13 protein-coding genes are annotated in these 13,575 nt (G+C 65.3%); 7 read left to right on the top strand and 6 right to left on the bottom strand.

Annotated features, from left to right (window positions below):
- Nucleotides 1–3: 3 nt before the first annotated feature.
- From V474_RS10015 to V474_RS10005, 3 genes are read right to left on the bottom strand one after another with little or no spacing between them, the layout of a single operon-like run.
- Nucleotides 4–1,413: an FAD-dependent oxidoreductase gene (locus V474_RS10015; RefSeq protein WP_059151344.1), complete on the bottom strand. Its 1,410-nt coding sequence runs from the start codon at nucleotides 1,411–1,413 to the stop codon at nucleotides 4–6.
- A complete protein-coding gene (locus tag V474_RS10010; RefSeq protein ID WP_059151343.1) occupies nucleotides 1,410–1,769 on the bottom strand; it encodes a hypothetical protein in 360 nt (119 codons plus the stop codon). The genes V474_RS10015 and V474_RS10010 overlap by 4 nt, the downstream gene beginning before the upstream one ends.
- A complete protein-coding gene (locus tag V474_RS10005; RefSeq protein WP_059151342.1) occupies nucleotides 1,766–3,010 on the bottom strand; it encodes a class I SAM-dependent methyltransferase in 1,245 nt (414 codons plus the stop codon). The genes V474_RS10010 and V474_RS10005 overlap by 4 nt, the downstream gene beginning before the upstream one ends.
- Before the next feature lie 102 nt (nucleotides 3,011–3,112).
- Between V474_RS10005 and V474_RS10000 the strand changes: the two genes are divergently transcribed.
- The 7 genes from V474_RS10000 to V474_RS09970 all read left to right on the top strand — a co-directional run bounded on the left by V474_RS10000 (nucleotide 3,113) and on the right by V474_RS09970 (nucleotide 8,893).
- Nucleotides 3,113–3,421 carry an REDY-like protein HapK gene (locus V474_RS10000; protein WP_059151341.1) on the top strand — a complete coding sequence of 103 codons (309 nt, stop codon included), beginning with the start codon at nucleotides 3,113–3,115 and terminating at the stop codon, nucleotides 3,419–3,421.
- On the top strand, nucleotides 3,418–4,239 hold the full coding sequence (locus V474_RS09995) for an SDR family NAD(P)-dependent oxidoreductase (RefSeq protein ID WP_059151340.1): 822 nt from the start codon (nucleotides 3,418–3,420) through the stop codon (nucleotides 4,237–4,239). The genes V474_RS10000 and V474_RS09995 overlap by 4 nt, the downstream gene beginning before the upstream one ends.
- 1 nt (nucleotide 4,240) lies before the next feature.
- Nucleotides 4,241–5,617: an MmgE/PrpD family protein gene (locus V474_RS09990; RefSeq protein ID WP_059151339.1), complete on the top strand. Its 1,377-nt coding sequence runs from the start codon at nucleotides 4,241–4,243 to the stop codon at nucleotides 5,615–5,617.
- Nucleotides 5,618–5,729: 112 nt separating this feature from the next.
- On the top strand, nucleotides 5,730–6,620 hold the full coding sequence (locus V474_RS09985; protein ID WP_059151338.1) for a hypothetical protein: 891 nt from the start codon (nucleotides 5,730–5,732) through the stop codon (nucleotides 6,618–6,620).
- A 2-nt stretch (nucleotides 6,621–6,622) separates the two neighbouring features.
- On the top strand, nucleotides 6,623–7,468 hold the full coding sequence (locus V474_RS09980; RefSeq protein WP_059151337.1) for an alpha/beta fold hydrolase: 846 nt from the start codon (nucleotides 6,623–6,625) through the stop codon (nucleotides 7,466–7,468).
- Between the two features lie 3 nt (nucleotides 7,469–7,471).
- Entirely contained in the window at nucleotides 7,472–8,134 is a 663-nt protein-coding gene (locus tag V474_RS09975; RefSeq protein WP_059151336.1) for a hypothetical protein, read from the top strand.
- Between the two features lie 30 nt (nucleotides 8,135–8,164).
- On the top strand, nucleotides 8,165–8,893 hold the full coding sequence (locus V474_RS09970; RefSeq protein WP_043970073.1) for a DUF3108 domain-containing protein: 729 nt from the start codon (nucleotides 8,165–8,167) through the stop codon (nucleotides 8,891–8,893).
- 37 nt (nucleotides 8,894–8,930) lie between these two features.
- Here V474_RS09970 and V474_RS09965 read toward each other — a convergent pair whose 3' ends face one another.
- The 3 genes from V474_RS09965 to V474_RS09955 are packed head-to-tail and all read right to left on the bottom strand — an operon-like array spanning nucleotide 8,931 to nucleotide 13,533.
- Nucleotides 8,931–10,508: an FAD-binding oxidoreductase gene (locus V474_RS09965; RefSeq protein WP_059151335.1), complete on the bottom strand. Its 1,578-nt coding sequence runs from the start codon at nucleotides 10,506–10,508 to the stop codon at nucleotides 8,931–8,933.
- Entirely contained in the window at nucleotides 10,505–11,848 is a 1,344-nt protein-coding gene (locus V474_RS09960) for an MFS transporter (protein ID WP_059151334.1), read from the bottom strand. The genes V474_RS09965 and V474_RS09960 overlap by 4 nt, the downstream gene beginning before the upstream one ends.
- Nucleotides 11,845–13,533, bottom strand: coding sequence for an alpha/beta fold hydrolase (locus V474_RS09955; RefSeq protein ID WP_059151333.1), 1,689 nt, complete (start codon nucleotides 13,531–13,533; stop codon nucleotides 11,845–11,847). The genes V474_RS09960 and V474_RS09955 overlap by 4 nt, the downstream gene beginning before the upstream one ends.
- Nucleotides 13,534–13,575 lie beyond the last annotated feature (42 nt).

Raw genomic sequence — 13,575 nt, 5'->3', positions numbered from 1 at the left:
TGCTCACCTGTCGGAGAATTCGGCCTCGCCGCAGGTGAGTGCGGTATGCGCCGCAGCCCGGCCTGCGAGCCGTCCGAACGTCACCGCCGTGGCAAGCCCCATCGCGGGCAGGTAACCCCAGTGCGCGGGGCCGGAGACCGAACGCGCAGCGCCGCCGCCGGCGAAAAGGTTGGGCAGGGGCGAACCATCGGAGCGGACAACGCGGGCCTCGCCGTCTATCTGCAAACCGCCCTGGGTATGGAAGATCGCGCCGACGACCTTGAGTGCGCGGTAGCTTCCCGAAGGAGGCACGTCATCGCCCCACAGGCGTCCCAGGGCATCGGGCCGACCTTCGCTTTGCGCCGCTTTCGCTTCCGCTAGTGCGGTTTCAAGTGCGCTGGCAGGAACGCGGATGGCTTCGGCCAGATCGGCTGCGCTATCGGCCTTTTTCAGAGCGTTGAGCGCTTTGAGCTGCTGCATTTCGGGGATATAATCGGCGGCCGCCTCGATCCGCCCGTCGAAGACCACCCATACGTGATCGCCTTCCTGCGCCAGCACCGGGTGCACCATGCCGGCGATGTCCGCGGTTTCGTCGACGAAGCGTTCGCCCGCCATGTTGACGAGCACGCCGCCCTCCACCGGAACCCCCGGCGGAACCGGTATGCCCTGTGGTTCGGTCAGCATGGCATAGCCCTGATAGGCGGCCATATCGCCGAGCATGGCGCCAAGCTGTTCGCCCACGCGCACGGCGGTGCCCTGGCTACCTTCGTGGCCGTTGTTTCGGGCATGAGCCATTTCAGGCATGTAGCGCGCGACCATGGCGTGGTTGGCCGCAAAGCCGCCGCAGGCGAGCACAAGCGCGCCGCAGCCGATGCGCTCAACCGAACCATCGGGCCGAGACAGCGAAACGCCCAGTATCCGTCCGTTTTCGTCGGCGTGAACTTCGCTGAGCCGGGCGCCTAGAAGGACATCGATGCCGGCATCGTCCAACCGGCGGTGAAGCAGGTCAACCATGTCCTGCCCGCTATGGCCGCGCCAGCCGTGGACGCGGTAGGCGCTGTTGCCATAGGCGGGGCGGAAGCCGGTATCGAGCTGCCATGGCATGTCTAGAGACTCGATCATCCAGTCCACGGCCGGCCCGGCATGGTCGGCGATTGCGCGGGCGAGAACTGGGTCGGTCAGCCCGCGCGTCTTGGCGATGATATCGGCATAATAGCGGTCGGCATCATCTTCTATGCCGTGTTCCGCCTGCGATTTCGTTCCGGCCGCGCAGACAAGACCCTGCGACATGCCGGTCGACCCCATGGGTCGTTCGTCCTGTTCCACCAGCAGCACTTGCGCGCCGGCTTCATGCGCCGAAAGCGCCGCAACGCAGCCGCAGGCGCCGCCGCCGACTACCAGCACGGGAACGGTGATTTCAAACGGCTGGCTCATTTCTCGCCGGCCAGTTCGTCGCCGACATCGCCCGAGGCGACATCCTCGCCAAACATGGCCGCTTCGTTCTCCTGCTGGACGATGCGCAGGATGCGGGCGATATATTCCTGGTTCCACATCTGCCGCTCGGCCGAGGCAGCGCGGTCCGGCGCGAAAGCGTCGATCTCGCCCGCTGACAGAACGCCTTTGTCAAGCAGCAGGCGCTCGAGCGTGTCGGCGCGCTGACGCGCAACCGCCAGTTCCTGCGCCACCGCCATGGTGATGGCGAGCACGCGCTCGACCTGCGAATCGAGGAAATAGGGACGTTTGCCAGCGGGTTTGGCACCGGCGTGGTTCAGGGCCTCGGCAAAGCTCATATCGTCGCTCCGATCACATGCCAGGCGGCCTTGCGGCCGTAATCCTCGGTTTCGTCCTCAGCGGCATCCGGGAACAGATCGCGGTCGACGACGCCGAAAACGCCGCCGTGGATCAGGCTGTCCCTGTCGAATCCGGCGGCGACCATCTCGGCGTCGAGGTCCATCTCGTGCATCCGGCTCCAGAACGGCTCGTTGTTGTAGAAGGCGTCCCAATCACGCATTGCCTGTTCGAACAGCGGCATTTCCGCGGCATACTGTGGCTGTTCGACATGGAGCACGATGCCGCCCGGCTTTAGCAGGCGGCGGGTTTCCGCGAAGATGTTGCGCAGCGCCTTGGTCGAAAGCTCGTGCAGGAACATCGTCGTCTGGATCCAGTCGAAGCTCTCGTCCGCGAAGGCGGAAAGATCCTCGCCGCTTGCCTGCACGAAGCGCACATTGTCGACGCCGAGCGACTTGGCGCGGGCCAGGCCGTAGCGCAGAACCGGGGCGCCGAGATCGGCGATCGTCAGTTCCGCATCGGGAAAGGCCTGTGCCAGCGGCAGGCTGGAATGGCCGACGGTGCCGCCGATCTCGAGGATCTTTCTCGGCTTGAAATCGGGCAGGTTGCGGCGAACCCAGTTGACTACCGCATGGCCGCCGCCGTCCGAATATTTGCCGAGGAGGCCGCTGGTGGTGACGAACCCGGCGTGGTCATAATTGGCGCCGTTAGTGACGTCTCCCGGGAAGTATTCGGTGTGATAACTGCCCGGCATGCAGTGGTGGTCCACCGCCGAAACATAGCGCGGGATCGCCAGCGCAGGGTCCAGGCTGAGGCGTTCGTCGCCATCGGTCAGGTCGGCGGCGATACGGGCGAGCCGCTCGTTCTGGCGCAGCGCCGTCCAGCGCCCTGCCTGCTGGCGCTGCTCCATGGTCATCCGGCGTAGCGCTGACCAGGTTTGGTACGCCGGATCTTCCAACATGGCCTTTCGCGCTTCATGGCGATTGGCGAGCGGGCGGCCGTTCTGCGCCGCAAAGCCGGGGACGACGCGGTTGTCGTAGGCAGCCTTCACCCCCGGAACCACGCGCGCGGCGAGATGCCGGTTCATCTGCGCGAGGAAGTTGATCCGCTCGATCTCGTCATGGCTGGTCTCGGGGAAAACCGCGTGGCGACCAATGACCCGATAGTCCGGCGGCCCGTCGTAGGCTGCGCTAGGGTCGTTCGCGGCAGGGGCGGATGAATGGGGTGTCTGAGACGTCTTCACGGCCTACCTCATTTGTTATAGTGTTATGATATATGGCCTGAGAGGCGGAAGCAAGTGCGCGTGGCGGCATTGTCCGGCAGGCGAAGAGGAAGGACTTACGAAATGCTGATTTTCGCGCTGTTCAACCTGAAGCCGGGTGTCTCGGTGGAAGCATACGAAGCCTGGGCCAAGAAGTCGGATCTGCCCACCGTCAACGCCCTTGCCTCGATCGAGAGCTTTCGTGTTTTCCGCACGACCGGCGTCCTGGGCAGCGATGCGCCGCCGCCGTTCGGCTATATCGAAGTGCTGGACGTCAAGGACATGGACCAGTTCGGCGCCGATGTTTCAGCCGCCGCGATGCAGGAAGTGGCCGCCGTGTTCCAAGGCATGGTCGAAGTGACTTTCCTCACCACCGAGGAACTGACCGCATGAGGTTCGCGGGCAAAGTCGCGGTCGTAACCGGATCGGGCCGCAAGGGTGGGCTGGGCGAGTCGATCGCCCGCCGCCTGTCCGAGGAAGGCGCAAAGCTGGTCATTTCCGATATCGGCGGATCACGCGATGCGGCGACGCCAGACGCGATGATCGGCGGCACTGCGGAAATGCAGGACATCGCCGCATCGTTGCCGACGCAGGCGTCCACTTTTGCCTGCGATGTGCGTGATCCGGCGCAGGTAGCGGCGCTGGCCGATCATGCAATTACTACGCATGGTTCGCTGGACATTTGGGTGAACAATGCGGGCATCGGCTATATCATGAAGCCGCTCGGCGAAGTTTCGCCGGACGATTGGCGCGCGGTGATCGATGTGAACCTGACCGGCGCGTGGTTCGGCCTGCAGGCCGCTGCCGAGCGCATGATCAAGCAAGGACGCGGGGGGCGCATCGTCAACATCGCCAGCCAGGCCGCCAAATCCGGCTTTCCCCATGCGCAGGCTTATACGGCGTCGAAGCACGGCCTTGTCGGGCTGGTCCGCTCTGCTTCGATCGAATTGGGGCCGGAGGGGATCACGGTCAACAACGTGTGCCCCAACCATGTCACCACGGGCCTTGGCAAGTGGCAGAACGAGCATTTTGCCGAGTTGCAGGGCATCTCGGTCGAGGAATACCTGAAACGCATGGCGGGGCGCATCCCGATGGGGCGCCCGGGCTTGCCGCAGGATACCGCCAGCGCCGTTGCCTTCCTCTGCTCGGACGAGGCTGCCTACATCACCGGAGAGAGCATGAACGTGTCTGGCGGCGAGGAGCCGCACTGAGATGGCGGATGCGCAGGCTGGCAATCCCGCCCATGTGCTGATCGATCATGCGCTGGCGCTACGCTGGGAAGACATTCCCGCCACGGCCCGGGATAAGGCGCTGATCTTCCTTCACGATAGTCTCGCGGTTGGTGTGGCGGGGCGCAATGCCCCCCACGCCGACGGCGTGCTCGCCATGGTGCGGGGGTGGGGAGAGGGCGAGGCCGCCGGTGTGCTGGGCCGCCCCGGTGTTCGCTTGCCTGCGCCTTCGGCGGCGTTCGTCAACGCCTTCCAGATCCACGGGCAGGAATATGACTGCGTTCATGAACCCGCCGTGCTGCACCCGATGGCAACGGTTCTGGCAGCATTGTTGGCAGAGGCGGAGCGGGGCGATCCAGTCAGCGGCGAACAGTTCCTGACGGCGATGGTCGCAGGTGTTGATGTGGCGGTGACGCTGGGAATCGCAGCGCCCGATGCGCTGATGTTCTTCCGTCCCGCGACGGCAGGTATTTTCGGCTGCGTGGCGGCTATCGCCAGTCTGCGGGCTATGCCGCGTGACGTGGCGCTGGATGCATTCGGCCATGCCATGGCATTTGCTTCGGGTACGATGCAGGCCCATCTGGAAGGCAAGCCGGCGCTGCCGGTGCAGGTCGCCCATGCGGCGCGCAGCAGTCTTGATGCCGTCGATCTCGCACGGGCAGGGATGCCGGGCGTGGCTCATCCGCTGGACGGCCCGTTCGGGTACTTCGCGCTGATGGAGAAGCGCGAGGAACTGGCCGCCGCGCTGGCGCGGCTGGAGCAGGGACACAGAATCACCGAAGTCAGCTGGAAGCCGTTTCCGACCGGCCGCGCGGGCCATGGAGGCATCGTTTCGGTGCAGCGGTTGATGGCGCTTCATGGGCTCACTGCCGATCGGCTGGACAGTCTGGAATATCATGCGCCCCCGCTAATCCACCGGCTGGTTGGACGGCCTGCGAAACCAGGAATGGAGCCTGGCTATGCGCGGCTGTGCCTCCCGTTCCTCGCGGCTGTGACCTTGCTGCGCGGCACCGTGTCGCTCGGCGATTTCAAACGCGGTACGCTGGACGATCCCGCCGTGCTGGCTCTGGCGGCGCGTATCCGCGTGGTCGCGGACGGCAACCCTGACCTTGCCGCCTTTGTCCCGGCGCGGGCTGCGGCGCGCACCGTGGACGGGCGCGAACTGGTTGAAGATGTACTCGCGCAGTTCGGCTCGCCGGAGTGGCCACTCAGCGAGGCCGAGCATCTCGCCAAGGCGCGCGGATGTCTGGCCTTCGCGCAGATGGAGGACGGTCATGCCGCCCTGGCCGATACCATCGCGCAGTTGCCGAAGGCTGCGGATGCGGTGGCGATGTTGCGCAGCAGCGGCGTGATCGGCTGAAGCGAATTTTCTCCGCAGGACGGACAGCCGGGTACCCGGCGCGCACCGTTTCCGCTTGCAATATGATATAAATGTATATCAAATTAATCGACGGGCAGGGCGAGGAGCCAAAATGACCTTACTCAAGTGTGCCACCCATGTCGTTGCGGATGTTCCAGCGGCAATCGAGCGTTACGAAACCTGGATGGACTACCGCCTCGTCGAAGAAGGGGCTGTGCCTGAAGACCTCGCCGCTGCTTGGCAGGCGCCCGCTAGCGTGGGCAAGGCCTATGCCGTGTTGCAGCCTGCTTCGGGTGAGGAAGTGTTCCTGCGCTTCGTGGAGGGCGATCCGGTGGCGGACTATTTGCCGATACGCAGCTACGGCTGGGCAGCCATCGAACTGTGCGTGTCGAATGTCGAGGCGGTCAATGCAAAGATGCTGGAAAGCCCCTTTGAGGTGATCGGCCCGCCCAAGGAACTCGACGGGTTCGCCACGGTCAAGCCAATGCAGGTTCGCGGCGCCGACCTGGAAACGGTCTATCTCACCGAAATCCTCCAGCCGGGCCCGGATACGGGTCTGCCGCAGCCGCGTTCGCTGGTCGACCGGCCTTTCATCATGGTGCTGGCTTGCCCGGACCTGCGCAAGTCGGCGCAGTGGGTGAAGGACGTGCTTGGCCTTCCGGTGATCGATCCGGTGGCGATCCGCTATTCGATGATCACACTCAGCTTCGGGCTTGCCGAGGACGCCAAGACCGAACTCGTCACCGCCAAAGGGGGGGGACAGGTTTTTCTCGAACTCGACCAGTATCCCGAAGGTGCCGGGAAACGTCCTTGTCATCCGGGCGCATTGCCGCCGGGCGTGGCCATCACGACGATGCTCCACCCCGATTTCACGCGGCTCGAAGGGCACTGGGCCTCGCCGCCAGCGGTGCGCGAGGGGCCGCTTTACGGTGGTCGGCGCACCGGTGTCCTGCTGACACCGGAGGGCGCGCTGCTTGAAATCATCGAAGGCGGGGCGCTGTGACGATGGATACGCAGGTCCGCATTCGCCGCGGTTTCGCTGATCTGGCGCAAAGGCAGGTTCACTATCGCTGCGCGGGCGAGAAGGGGCAGCCGCTGCTGATCCTCCACGCATCGCCCGGCTCCTCGCGCCAGCAGGTCCGCCTGATCGAGGACTTCGCGGGCGAGGCCATGGTGTTCGCCCCCGACACGCCGGGTAATGGCGACAGTGAGGCACTCAGCGCCAAAGAACCCGAGATTGCCGCGCTGGCCGGGGCCATGCTGGAATATCTCGACGCGATGGGCCTTGAGCAGGTGCGCGTCTACGGCTCGCACACCGGCGCGGCGATCGCTGCCGAACTGGCGATCCTTGCGCCCGAGCGAGTGAGCCATCTTGTCCTCGATGGCGTCAGCCTGATGGAAGGCGCAGAGCTGGAGGAAATCCTCGCCACATACGCTTTCCCTTTCGAGCCCGACCTCGACGGTGCCTATCTTGCCCGGTTGTTCCAGTTCTGCCGCGACCAGTACCTGTTCTTCCCCTGGTATCGCCGCACCCGCGAGGGACGCCGCGACGGCGGGTTGGGCAGCGCTGAAGACCTACATGCCTGGGTCACTGAAGTGATGAAGGCGAGCACGACCTACCACCTCAACTACCGTGCCGCGTTCAAGTGGCCGGCCGACCGCCGCCTGCCGCTTATCCAGTGCCCGGTGCTGGTTACGGCCGCAGTCAATGATCCGCTTTATGATGCCAGCGCCCGCCTTGCGCCGCTGCTGCCGCACGGGCGCTTCCTTGAACTGCCGCGCTTCGACGACCCCGGATTTCGAACCTTGCGCCACGACGCGATGGCCGCCTTCTTCGCAGGAAATAACTAAGCCATGGATATCGGCCTTTCGCTGCTGACGCTGCTTCACATTCTTGTTCCGGTCTACTGGCTGGGCGGGGATCTGGGCGCCTTTTACGGGTCGCGATTCATGGTGGACCCCAAGCGTTCGGTGCCCGAGCGGATGATGGCGCTCACGATCCTCAACAACATCGACATGGCGCCGCGCACCATGCTGATCCTGGCATTCCCGACCGGCTTTGGCCTTGCCGTGGCCAAGGGCTGGCTGGACGTTCCGGTGTCTTATGCGGTGGTCGCCGGGGTGCTGGGACTGGCGTGGCTGGCCTTGGCCTGGGCAGTGCACCTGAAGCACGGGCCGCAGGGGCAGGCGTACAAGCGCTTCGATATTTTCGTGCGCTATCTCGTCCTGGCCGGACTGGTGGCTGCGGTGATGCTGGGCCTTTCCGGCGAGATCGCGGTGCCGCTGTTCATCGCGCTCAAGATGCTGGCACTGGCCATCTGCATTACCTTGGGCCTCATCGTGCGGCGTCAGTTGGTGCCGCTGTTCCCCGCCATCATCCAGATGCGGGAAACCGGCCCGACGCCCGAGACCGACCGTGTCATCGCCGCCGTCAACAGCCGCGCGCGCGTCAGCGTGATCAGCATCTGGGTACTGGTCCTGATCGCCTGCTTCCTCGGCATCGCCACCCCTGTTTAACCCCGCAGCCTCTGACCAAACGGAGAAACCATGCAGCAGCATCGCACGATTAGCGGAAAGATCCTCTACACCTCGCGCAAGCCCGGCCGTGAAGGCCAGGAGCGTGGGCGCGAATGGTTCACGTTCACTCACCACACGGATGGCAAGCGAAGCCTGCGCGCCCGCTGCGAGATCGACGAACCGGCACCGACCGTCCACCGCGACGTCGTCTATAGCCTCGACGAGAACGACCGGCCGATGGATTGCTTCGTGCGCCTTACCATCGGTGATAAATTCATGGGTTCCGGCCTGTTCATCATCGGCAAGGACGCAGTCGAATGCGAAAGTTACGGCCCCTCGATCGGCCGCGTCTCGCAGACGATGCCGATCGGCGGTGACTTCGACGGTTTCGGCACTCACCCGATCTCGGGCGACGCTTATATCACCAAGAAGATCGACCGTTCGTTGGGGGTGCATAAGCGCAACTTCCGTTGCTTCCTGCCCTCGCCCGATCATCGCGGCGCAACGCCGCCGCTTATCGCGGAATCCAACATCGATCTTGGCTATCTCGGAGAGGAAACCGTCACTGTCGCGGCGGGTACTTTCGATTGCTACAAGTACCAGTTCACTGACGATGCCGGCGGCATGATCTCGATCGACGGCCACTCGCACCCGCCCTACGAGGTGTGGGTGACGGCGGACGACGATGCGATCTTCGTGCAGGGCGGCGTCGGTGGTTACATGCAGACCTGGTACGAACTGGTCGAACTGAGCCGCTGAGGCGTTTTACGGCTGGGCCGGGGATGGTTTCCCCGGCTCACAGTTCCAACGCTCCGGGGTTCATCACGCCCTGAGGATCGACCGCGCGCTTGAGCGCTTCGAGCAGCGCGCGTGCTTCCGGTCGCAGTACCGAGGCATAAGGATACGTCCGCCCGATCTGATTGGAGGCGGCGCCCAGCCGGGCGAACAGCGCGATCAGTTCGCCGCGGACTTTCATCACCAGAGCACGGGCATCGGGCGCAGCGTCCGGCTCGGCGAAACGGGGGGCGGGCCCAAGGATGTCGCGGTGCAGCGGCAACCAGGCATCGCGCCAGTTGAGCACCGGCTCATAACTGAAGGCATGAGTGCCCATCACCGTCAGTAGGCGCGAAACGGTGACACCTGCGGCATCGAGCGCGGGTTTGTACCGGGACAGCAGCGCCTCCACTTCATTGGTCAACCGCATGGCCTCGCTATGCGGCACTTTTGCGTTGAGCGCGATCCAGCGGTCGGCATCGGGGCCCAGGATCATGCCGTCAACTGGCACGAACAGGTCGGCCCGGCCTGCGCGGGGGATGGAATCTGCCAGTTCGCGTCCATCGAAGCGCGCGGCAATCGCGCGCACCTCGGCCATGTCTGCCTCGACCGCCGCCTCGCTGCGCCCGGTAAGGACGAGGTGCAGCGAATGGCACCCCGCGTCGATGAATGAGCGGCCTGCCATCGCCAGCTTCGCGCCTGCCTTCAGGCCCTTGAAAAGACCGCGTTCCTGCCGGGCGACCTTGGCCAGCACGCGAACGTCGTGGACAAGGTCGGTAGGGCCGGAGAGGGCAGCGCGGGTCTTGTCCGGGTCCATCATGTAGGCGTCTTCGGCCAGATCACTGCGGGCGATCTCGCAAAGTGCGGCGATGCCGTCTGCCTGGCGCTCGAAGCCGAACGACAGGAAGCCGCTGTGGCGGGGCGCGCGGATCAGCCGCAGGCTTACCCGCGCCTTGATGCCCAGCGCGCCGGCATCGTGGACGAACAGGCCGGTCGTGTCCGGTCCGAATGTGCGCATGAAGGGCAGCGGGGCAAGCGCCACCCCCTTCTGCCCGGTGTGGAGCAGCGAGCCATCCGCCAGCACCACTTCCATGCCGACCACCGCTTCGGCGGCAGAGACATGGCGCGCGGTGCCCAGGAACAGCGCCCCGTTCGACAGCCCGCCGCCGACAGTGGCGCGGATGCCGGAAAATGTGCCGAAGAACGGTAGGCGCAGGCCAAGCGGGGCCAGCGCTTCGTGGACCTGCTTCCAGGTCGCGCCTGCTTCGACGGTGACGATCATGTCCTCCTCGCTGACCGAGATCACCCGGTTGAGGCGAGAGAGGTCTATCGCAGCGAAGCGGCGGTCGGTCGGCGTGTAGCCGCGCACATAGGTAAGGCCGCCACCGCGCGGGGCCATGGCGATCCCGGCCCGGCCAATCAGCCCGACCGCAGCGGCCAGGGCTTCGACCGAAGATGGACGCACGACCATGATGCAATCCGCGCCCTCCGCCAGCAAGTCGGAGCCGTGCAGGCGCAGGCTTTCCGGGTCGCTCAGCAGTTCGCCGCTGCCAAGGATAGCCCGGAGCGCATCGAACAGCGGGGCAAGGTCAGTGGTCATCGGGCAGGCTCCAGGGCGGCGAGATCGGCGGCGGCTTTGCGGAAACTGCGTCTTGCCGCCATGAGCACGAAGAAGGCGCCGAGCCCGCAGGCGAAGAATACGCTGCCGAGCGACCATGCGATGCCGGTCCTTCCGGTGAATACGGTGTCGGACAGGAAGCCGACGATGAAATTGCCCGCCGTCAGCGCGACGAGGCCCGAGGCTATCGTCTGCAGCGCCATAACCTGCGCGCGCAGATGGTTGGGGGTGATCTGCGCAAAGCCCGAATAGACCGCCGAGGTGTTCCAGTTGAGAAACAGCGCGTTGAGCAGGTATCCGGTCAGCGCCAGGCTGCCGCTCGGGGCGAGGCACGATAGCGTGCCGAACACCGCCATCGAAGCCGCGCAGCCCATTGCGCACAGGATCGGCGCATCCTTGTGGCCGCGCCGCGCCAGCCAGGCGATGACCCAGCCACTGTTCACCGCCGCAAAGACCGACACCGGTAGGCCGTATGTGCCCAGTATCTTGCCTGTTTCCGCCGCGCCCCAGCCATGGACCCTGATGAACAATGCGGGAAACCAGCCAACGATGGCGTAGACGCAGACGAGGTTGAGGACCGAACCCAGCATGAACAGCGCGAAGGCACCGGGCCGCTGGGCGAAGAGGTGCAGGATCGGGCGAAGGCTTAACGGCTGGGAGGCCTGCGTGCTGCCTTGGCGTGCAGGTTCGCGCACCGTCAACAGCAGGAGCAGTGCCAGCACCAGCCCCGGCGCTCCGCACAGTACGAAGACCACTTGCCATGCCTGCATATGGCCGAAGATCGCGGGCAGCGAGGCGATCAACCCGTCCGCCCAGTCGAGGAACAGGCCGCCCAGGGCCATCGCCGCCGCTGTGCCGAGCGAGCTGCCGGTCACGAACAGGCCGTAAGCCTTGGGCCGGACGCCCGGCGTAAAGTAATCGGCGATCAGCGAGGTCGCCACCGGGACCAGCGCGGCTTCGCCCACACCCACCATCATGCGCGCAAGGAACAGTTCGTGGAAGGTCGAGGCAAACGAGCAGCCGATGGTGGCGAGGCTCCATAAGGTAAGTCCGCCCAGCAGCAACGGCACGCGCCTGGACCGGTCGCTGAGCATACCCAGAGGGAGCCCAAGGACGCTGTAGACGACACTGAACGCCATGCCTTGCAGCAGACCGAACTGGGTGTCGTCGATCGCCAGCGATTTTTGCAGCGGTTCGATCAGCAGCGCAATCGAAACGCGGTCGAGGATCGCCAGCGCGTAGGCAAGCGTCAGCAGGGCAAGGACGTACCAGGCATAGGACCGCCGCGGCCACACCGCAGCCTCGGTGGCGGCCTGGGTCACGAGGCCACCGCGAGGTGCGCGCCCATTGCGGCGAGCAGCAGCGCGGCGGCCTGCGCGCGGTCGGAGGGCAGTTGGAGCGTCCTGGCTTGAGGCATGAGCGCGGCGATTTCGGGTGCCTCGCGCTGCGCGGGATCGTCGCCCAGGCAGACTAGCGCCGGGACGCTCACTTCGGCCCAGCTTGCCGCTTCACACGCGCCGAGTGCGGCATCGGCAGCTTGCCCGAAATGCTGGCGCTGCTTTAGTATTCCGGTCAGGGCCGCCAGCATGGCCATAGGGTCGGGCAGAACGCCGGTCTTGCGCGCGGCCTGCTGCGAGAGATCGTACCAGGGCCATTGCACCTGACTGTCGCGCAACATGTGCCATGCGCGGTGGAGGTGGCTGCCGGCATGAGCGTCGAAGGCGATCTGCGGAGAGGTTGCCGCCCGCATAGTCGCTGCGGCGGCAGCGCCCAGCGGCGGCGCGCCGTTAATGGTCAGAGCGTTTATGAGCGCGGGGTGGCGGGCCGCCAGCCTTGCGCCGATCGGCGCCGCGAGATCGATTGCGACTACGTCCACCGGGCCGCATCCCAGGCGTTCGATCAACAGGGCAAGGCAATCGGCCACGGCATCGGCGCATGGTTCGGGAAGAGGGTCGGAATCCCCGAAGCCGGGTAGGTCGGGCACTAAAGTCGGACGCTCGGCGCCGAGTTCGCACGCCCAGTCCAGCGCTTCCAGCGTGGTCGGGGCGGAGAGGATCAGCGCCGTGCGCCCTTGTTGTGAGCCGCCCCTGCGCCAGTGGAGCTGCCCTTGTGGCAGGTCCACATAGCCGCGCTGTGCCTCGTGCTGTGTGGGGGGCGAGGCTGGCGCAGCGGCAGTTGCCGCCTGCGTCAGCCTTTCCGCCAGCCAGTCCAGCCATTCGCCGCGGTCGCTGCCGAGGCGTTCGACCGAAAGACTGGGGTTGTGGTCCGTGGGGACCTTGTCGAGGTAGGCGTAAAGCACATCGTCACTCTTGGCGGCTACAAGGGTGGGGACCTTGACGGCCAGCAGATCCTCCCATGGGCTCCAGCGCATCGCGGCGGCATAGGCGCAGGAATAGTGCGGGCCGGCGCTGAAGAGATCGATGCCGTAGTCTTCGAGCCATTCCGCGCTGGGCGAGTCCATGGCGATGCGGCTTTTGGCTTCGTGCGAGAACCACGGGAACCAACGCAGCATATCGCGCACATGGACCCATTCCGCAGCGAGATATGCACCGCTGGCATCGGGCTGGAACGGACGCATATAGGCGGAAATGAAGGTCTCCGGCGCCGGAGCATCGGGGATCGACAAACCGTCCAGCACCAGCAGCGGCATCTTGCCGCCGCGCGCAGCGAGGGCCAGCGCGATCTTGGCGCCGGTGTGTGTTGCGTAAAGCGGAGCGCGTTCAAGCCCCAAGGCCGCCAGCGTTTCGCCAAGCGCCTCGGCGAAATCAAGAATGGTTGGTTCGGTCGCCGTCAAAGGGTCCGAATTGCCATAGCCCGGGGTGTCGAGCGCGAAGACCCGAAACCGGCTGGCGAGCATTTTCATCGCTGGACTGTGCAACCGCGAGGATCGCGGGGAATCATGCAGCAGGACAACCGCCGGGCCCTGGCCGCAAACCCGGTAGTGAACCTGCCGGCCCTGCGTGGTCACGTAGTGGCGCTCAATTCCCTCGGCGGTCGTGGTGGTCATGCGGCCCGTCCTTTGGCAATATGTTATATCTCTATAACGAAT

Origin of the sequence: Novosphingobium barchaimii LL02, from assembly GCF_001046635.1 — a bacterium.
Classification (GTDB): domain Bacteria; phylum Pseudomonadota; class Alphaproteobacteria; order Sphingomonadales; family Sphingomonadaceae; genus Novosphingobium; species Novosphingobium barchaimii.
This window is presented reverse-complemented; position numbering and strand designations above follow the sequence as displayed.

Coding starts and splice junctions, on each gene's coding strand:
- V474_RS09955 (WP_059151333.1), bottom strand. CDS start 13,533: ATGACCACCACGACCGCCGAGGGAATTGAGCGCCACTACGTGACCACG.
- V474_RS10010 (WP_059151343.1), bottom strand. CDS start 1,769: ATGAGCTTTGCCGAGGCCCTGAACCACGCCGGTGCCAAACCCGCTGGC.
- V474_RS10000 (WP_059151341.1), top strand. CDS start 3,113: ATGCTGATTTTCGCGCTGTTCAACCTGAAGCCGGGTGTCTCGGTGGAA.
- V474_RS09965 (WP_059151335.1), bottom strand. CDS start 10,508: ATGACCACTGACCTTGCCCCGCTGTTCGATGCGCTCCGGGCTATCCTT.
- V474_RS09980 (WP_059151337.1), top strand. CDS start 6,623: ATGGATACGCAGGTCCGCATTCGCCGCGGTTTCGCTGATCTGGCGCAA.
- V474_RS10015 (WP_059151344.1), bottom strand. CDS start 1,413: ATGAGCCAGCCGTTTGAAATCACCGTTCCCGTGCTGGTAGTCGGCGGC.
- V474_RS09985 (WP_059151338.1), top strand. CDS start 5,730: ATGACCTTACTCAAGTGTGCCACCCATGTCGTTGCGGATGTTCCAGCG.
- V474_RS09975 (WP_059151336.1), top strand. CDS start 7,472: ATGGATATCGGCCTTTCGCTGCTGACGCTGCTTCACATTCTTGTTCCG.
- V474_RS09995 (WP_059151340.1), top strand. CDS start 3,418: ATGAGGTTCGCGGGCAAAGTCGCGGTCGTAACCGGATCGGGCCGCAAG.
- V474_RS09990 (WP_059151339.1), top strand. CDS start 4,241: ATGGCGGATGCGCAGGCTGGCAATCCCGCCCATGTGCTGATCGATCAT.
- V474_RS09970 (WP_043970073.1), top strand. CDS start 8,165: ATGCAGCAGCATCGCACGATTAGCGGAAAGATCCTCTACACCTCGCGC.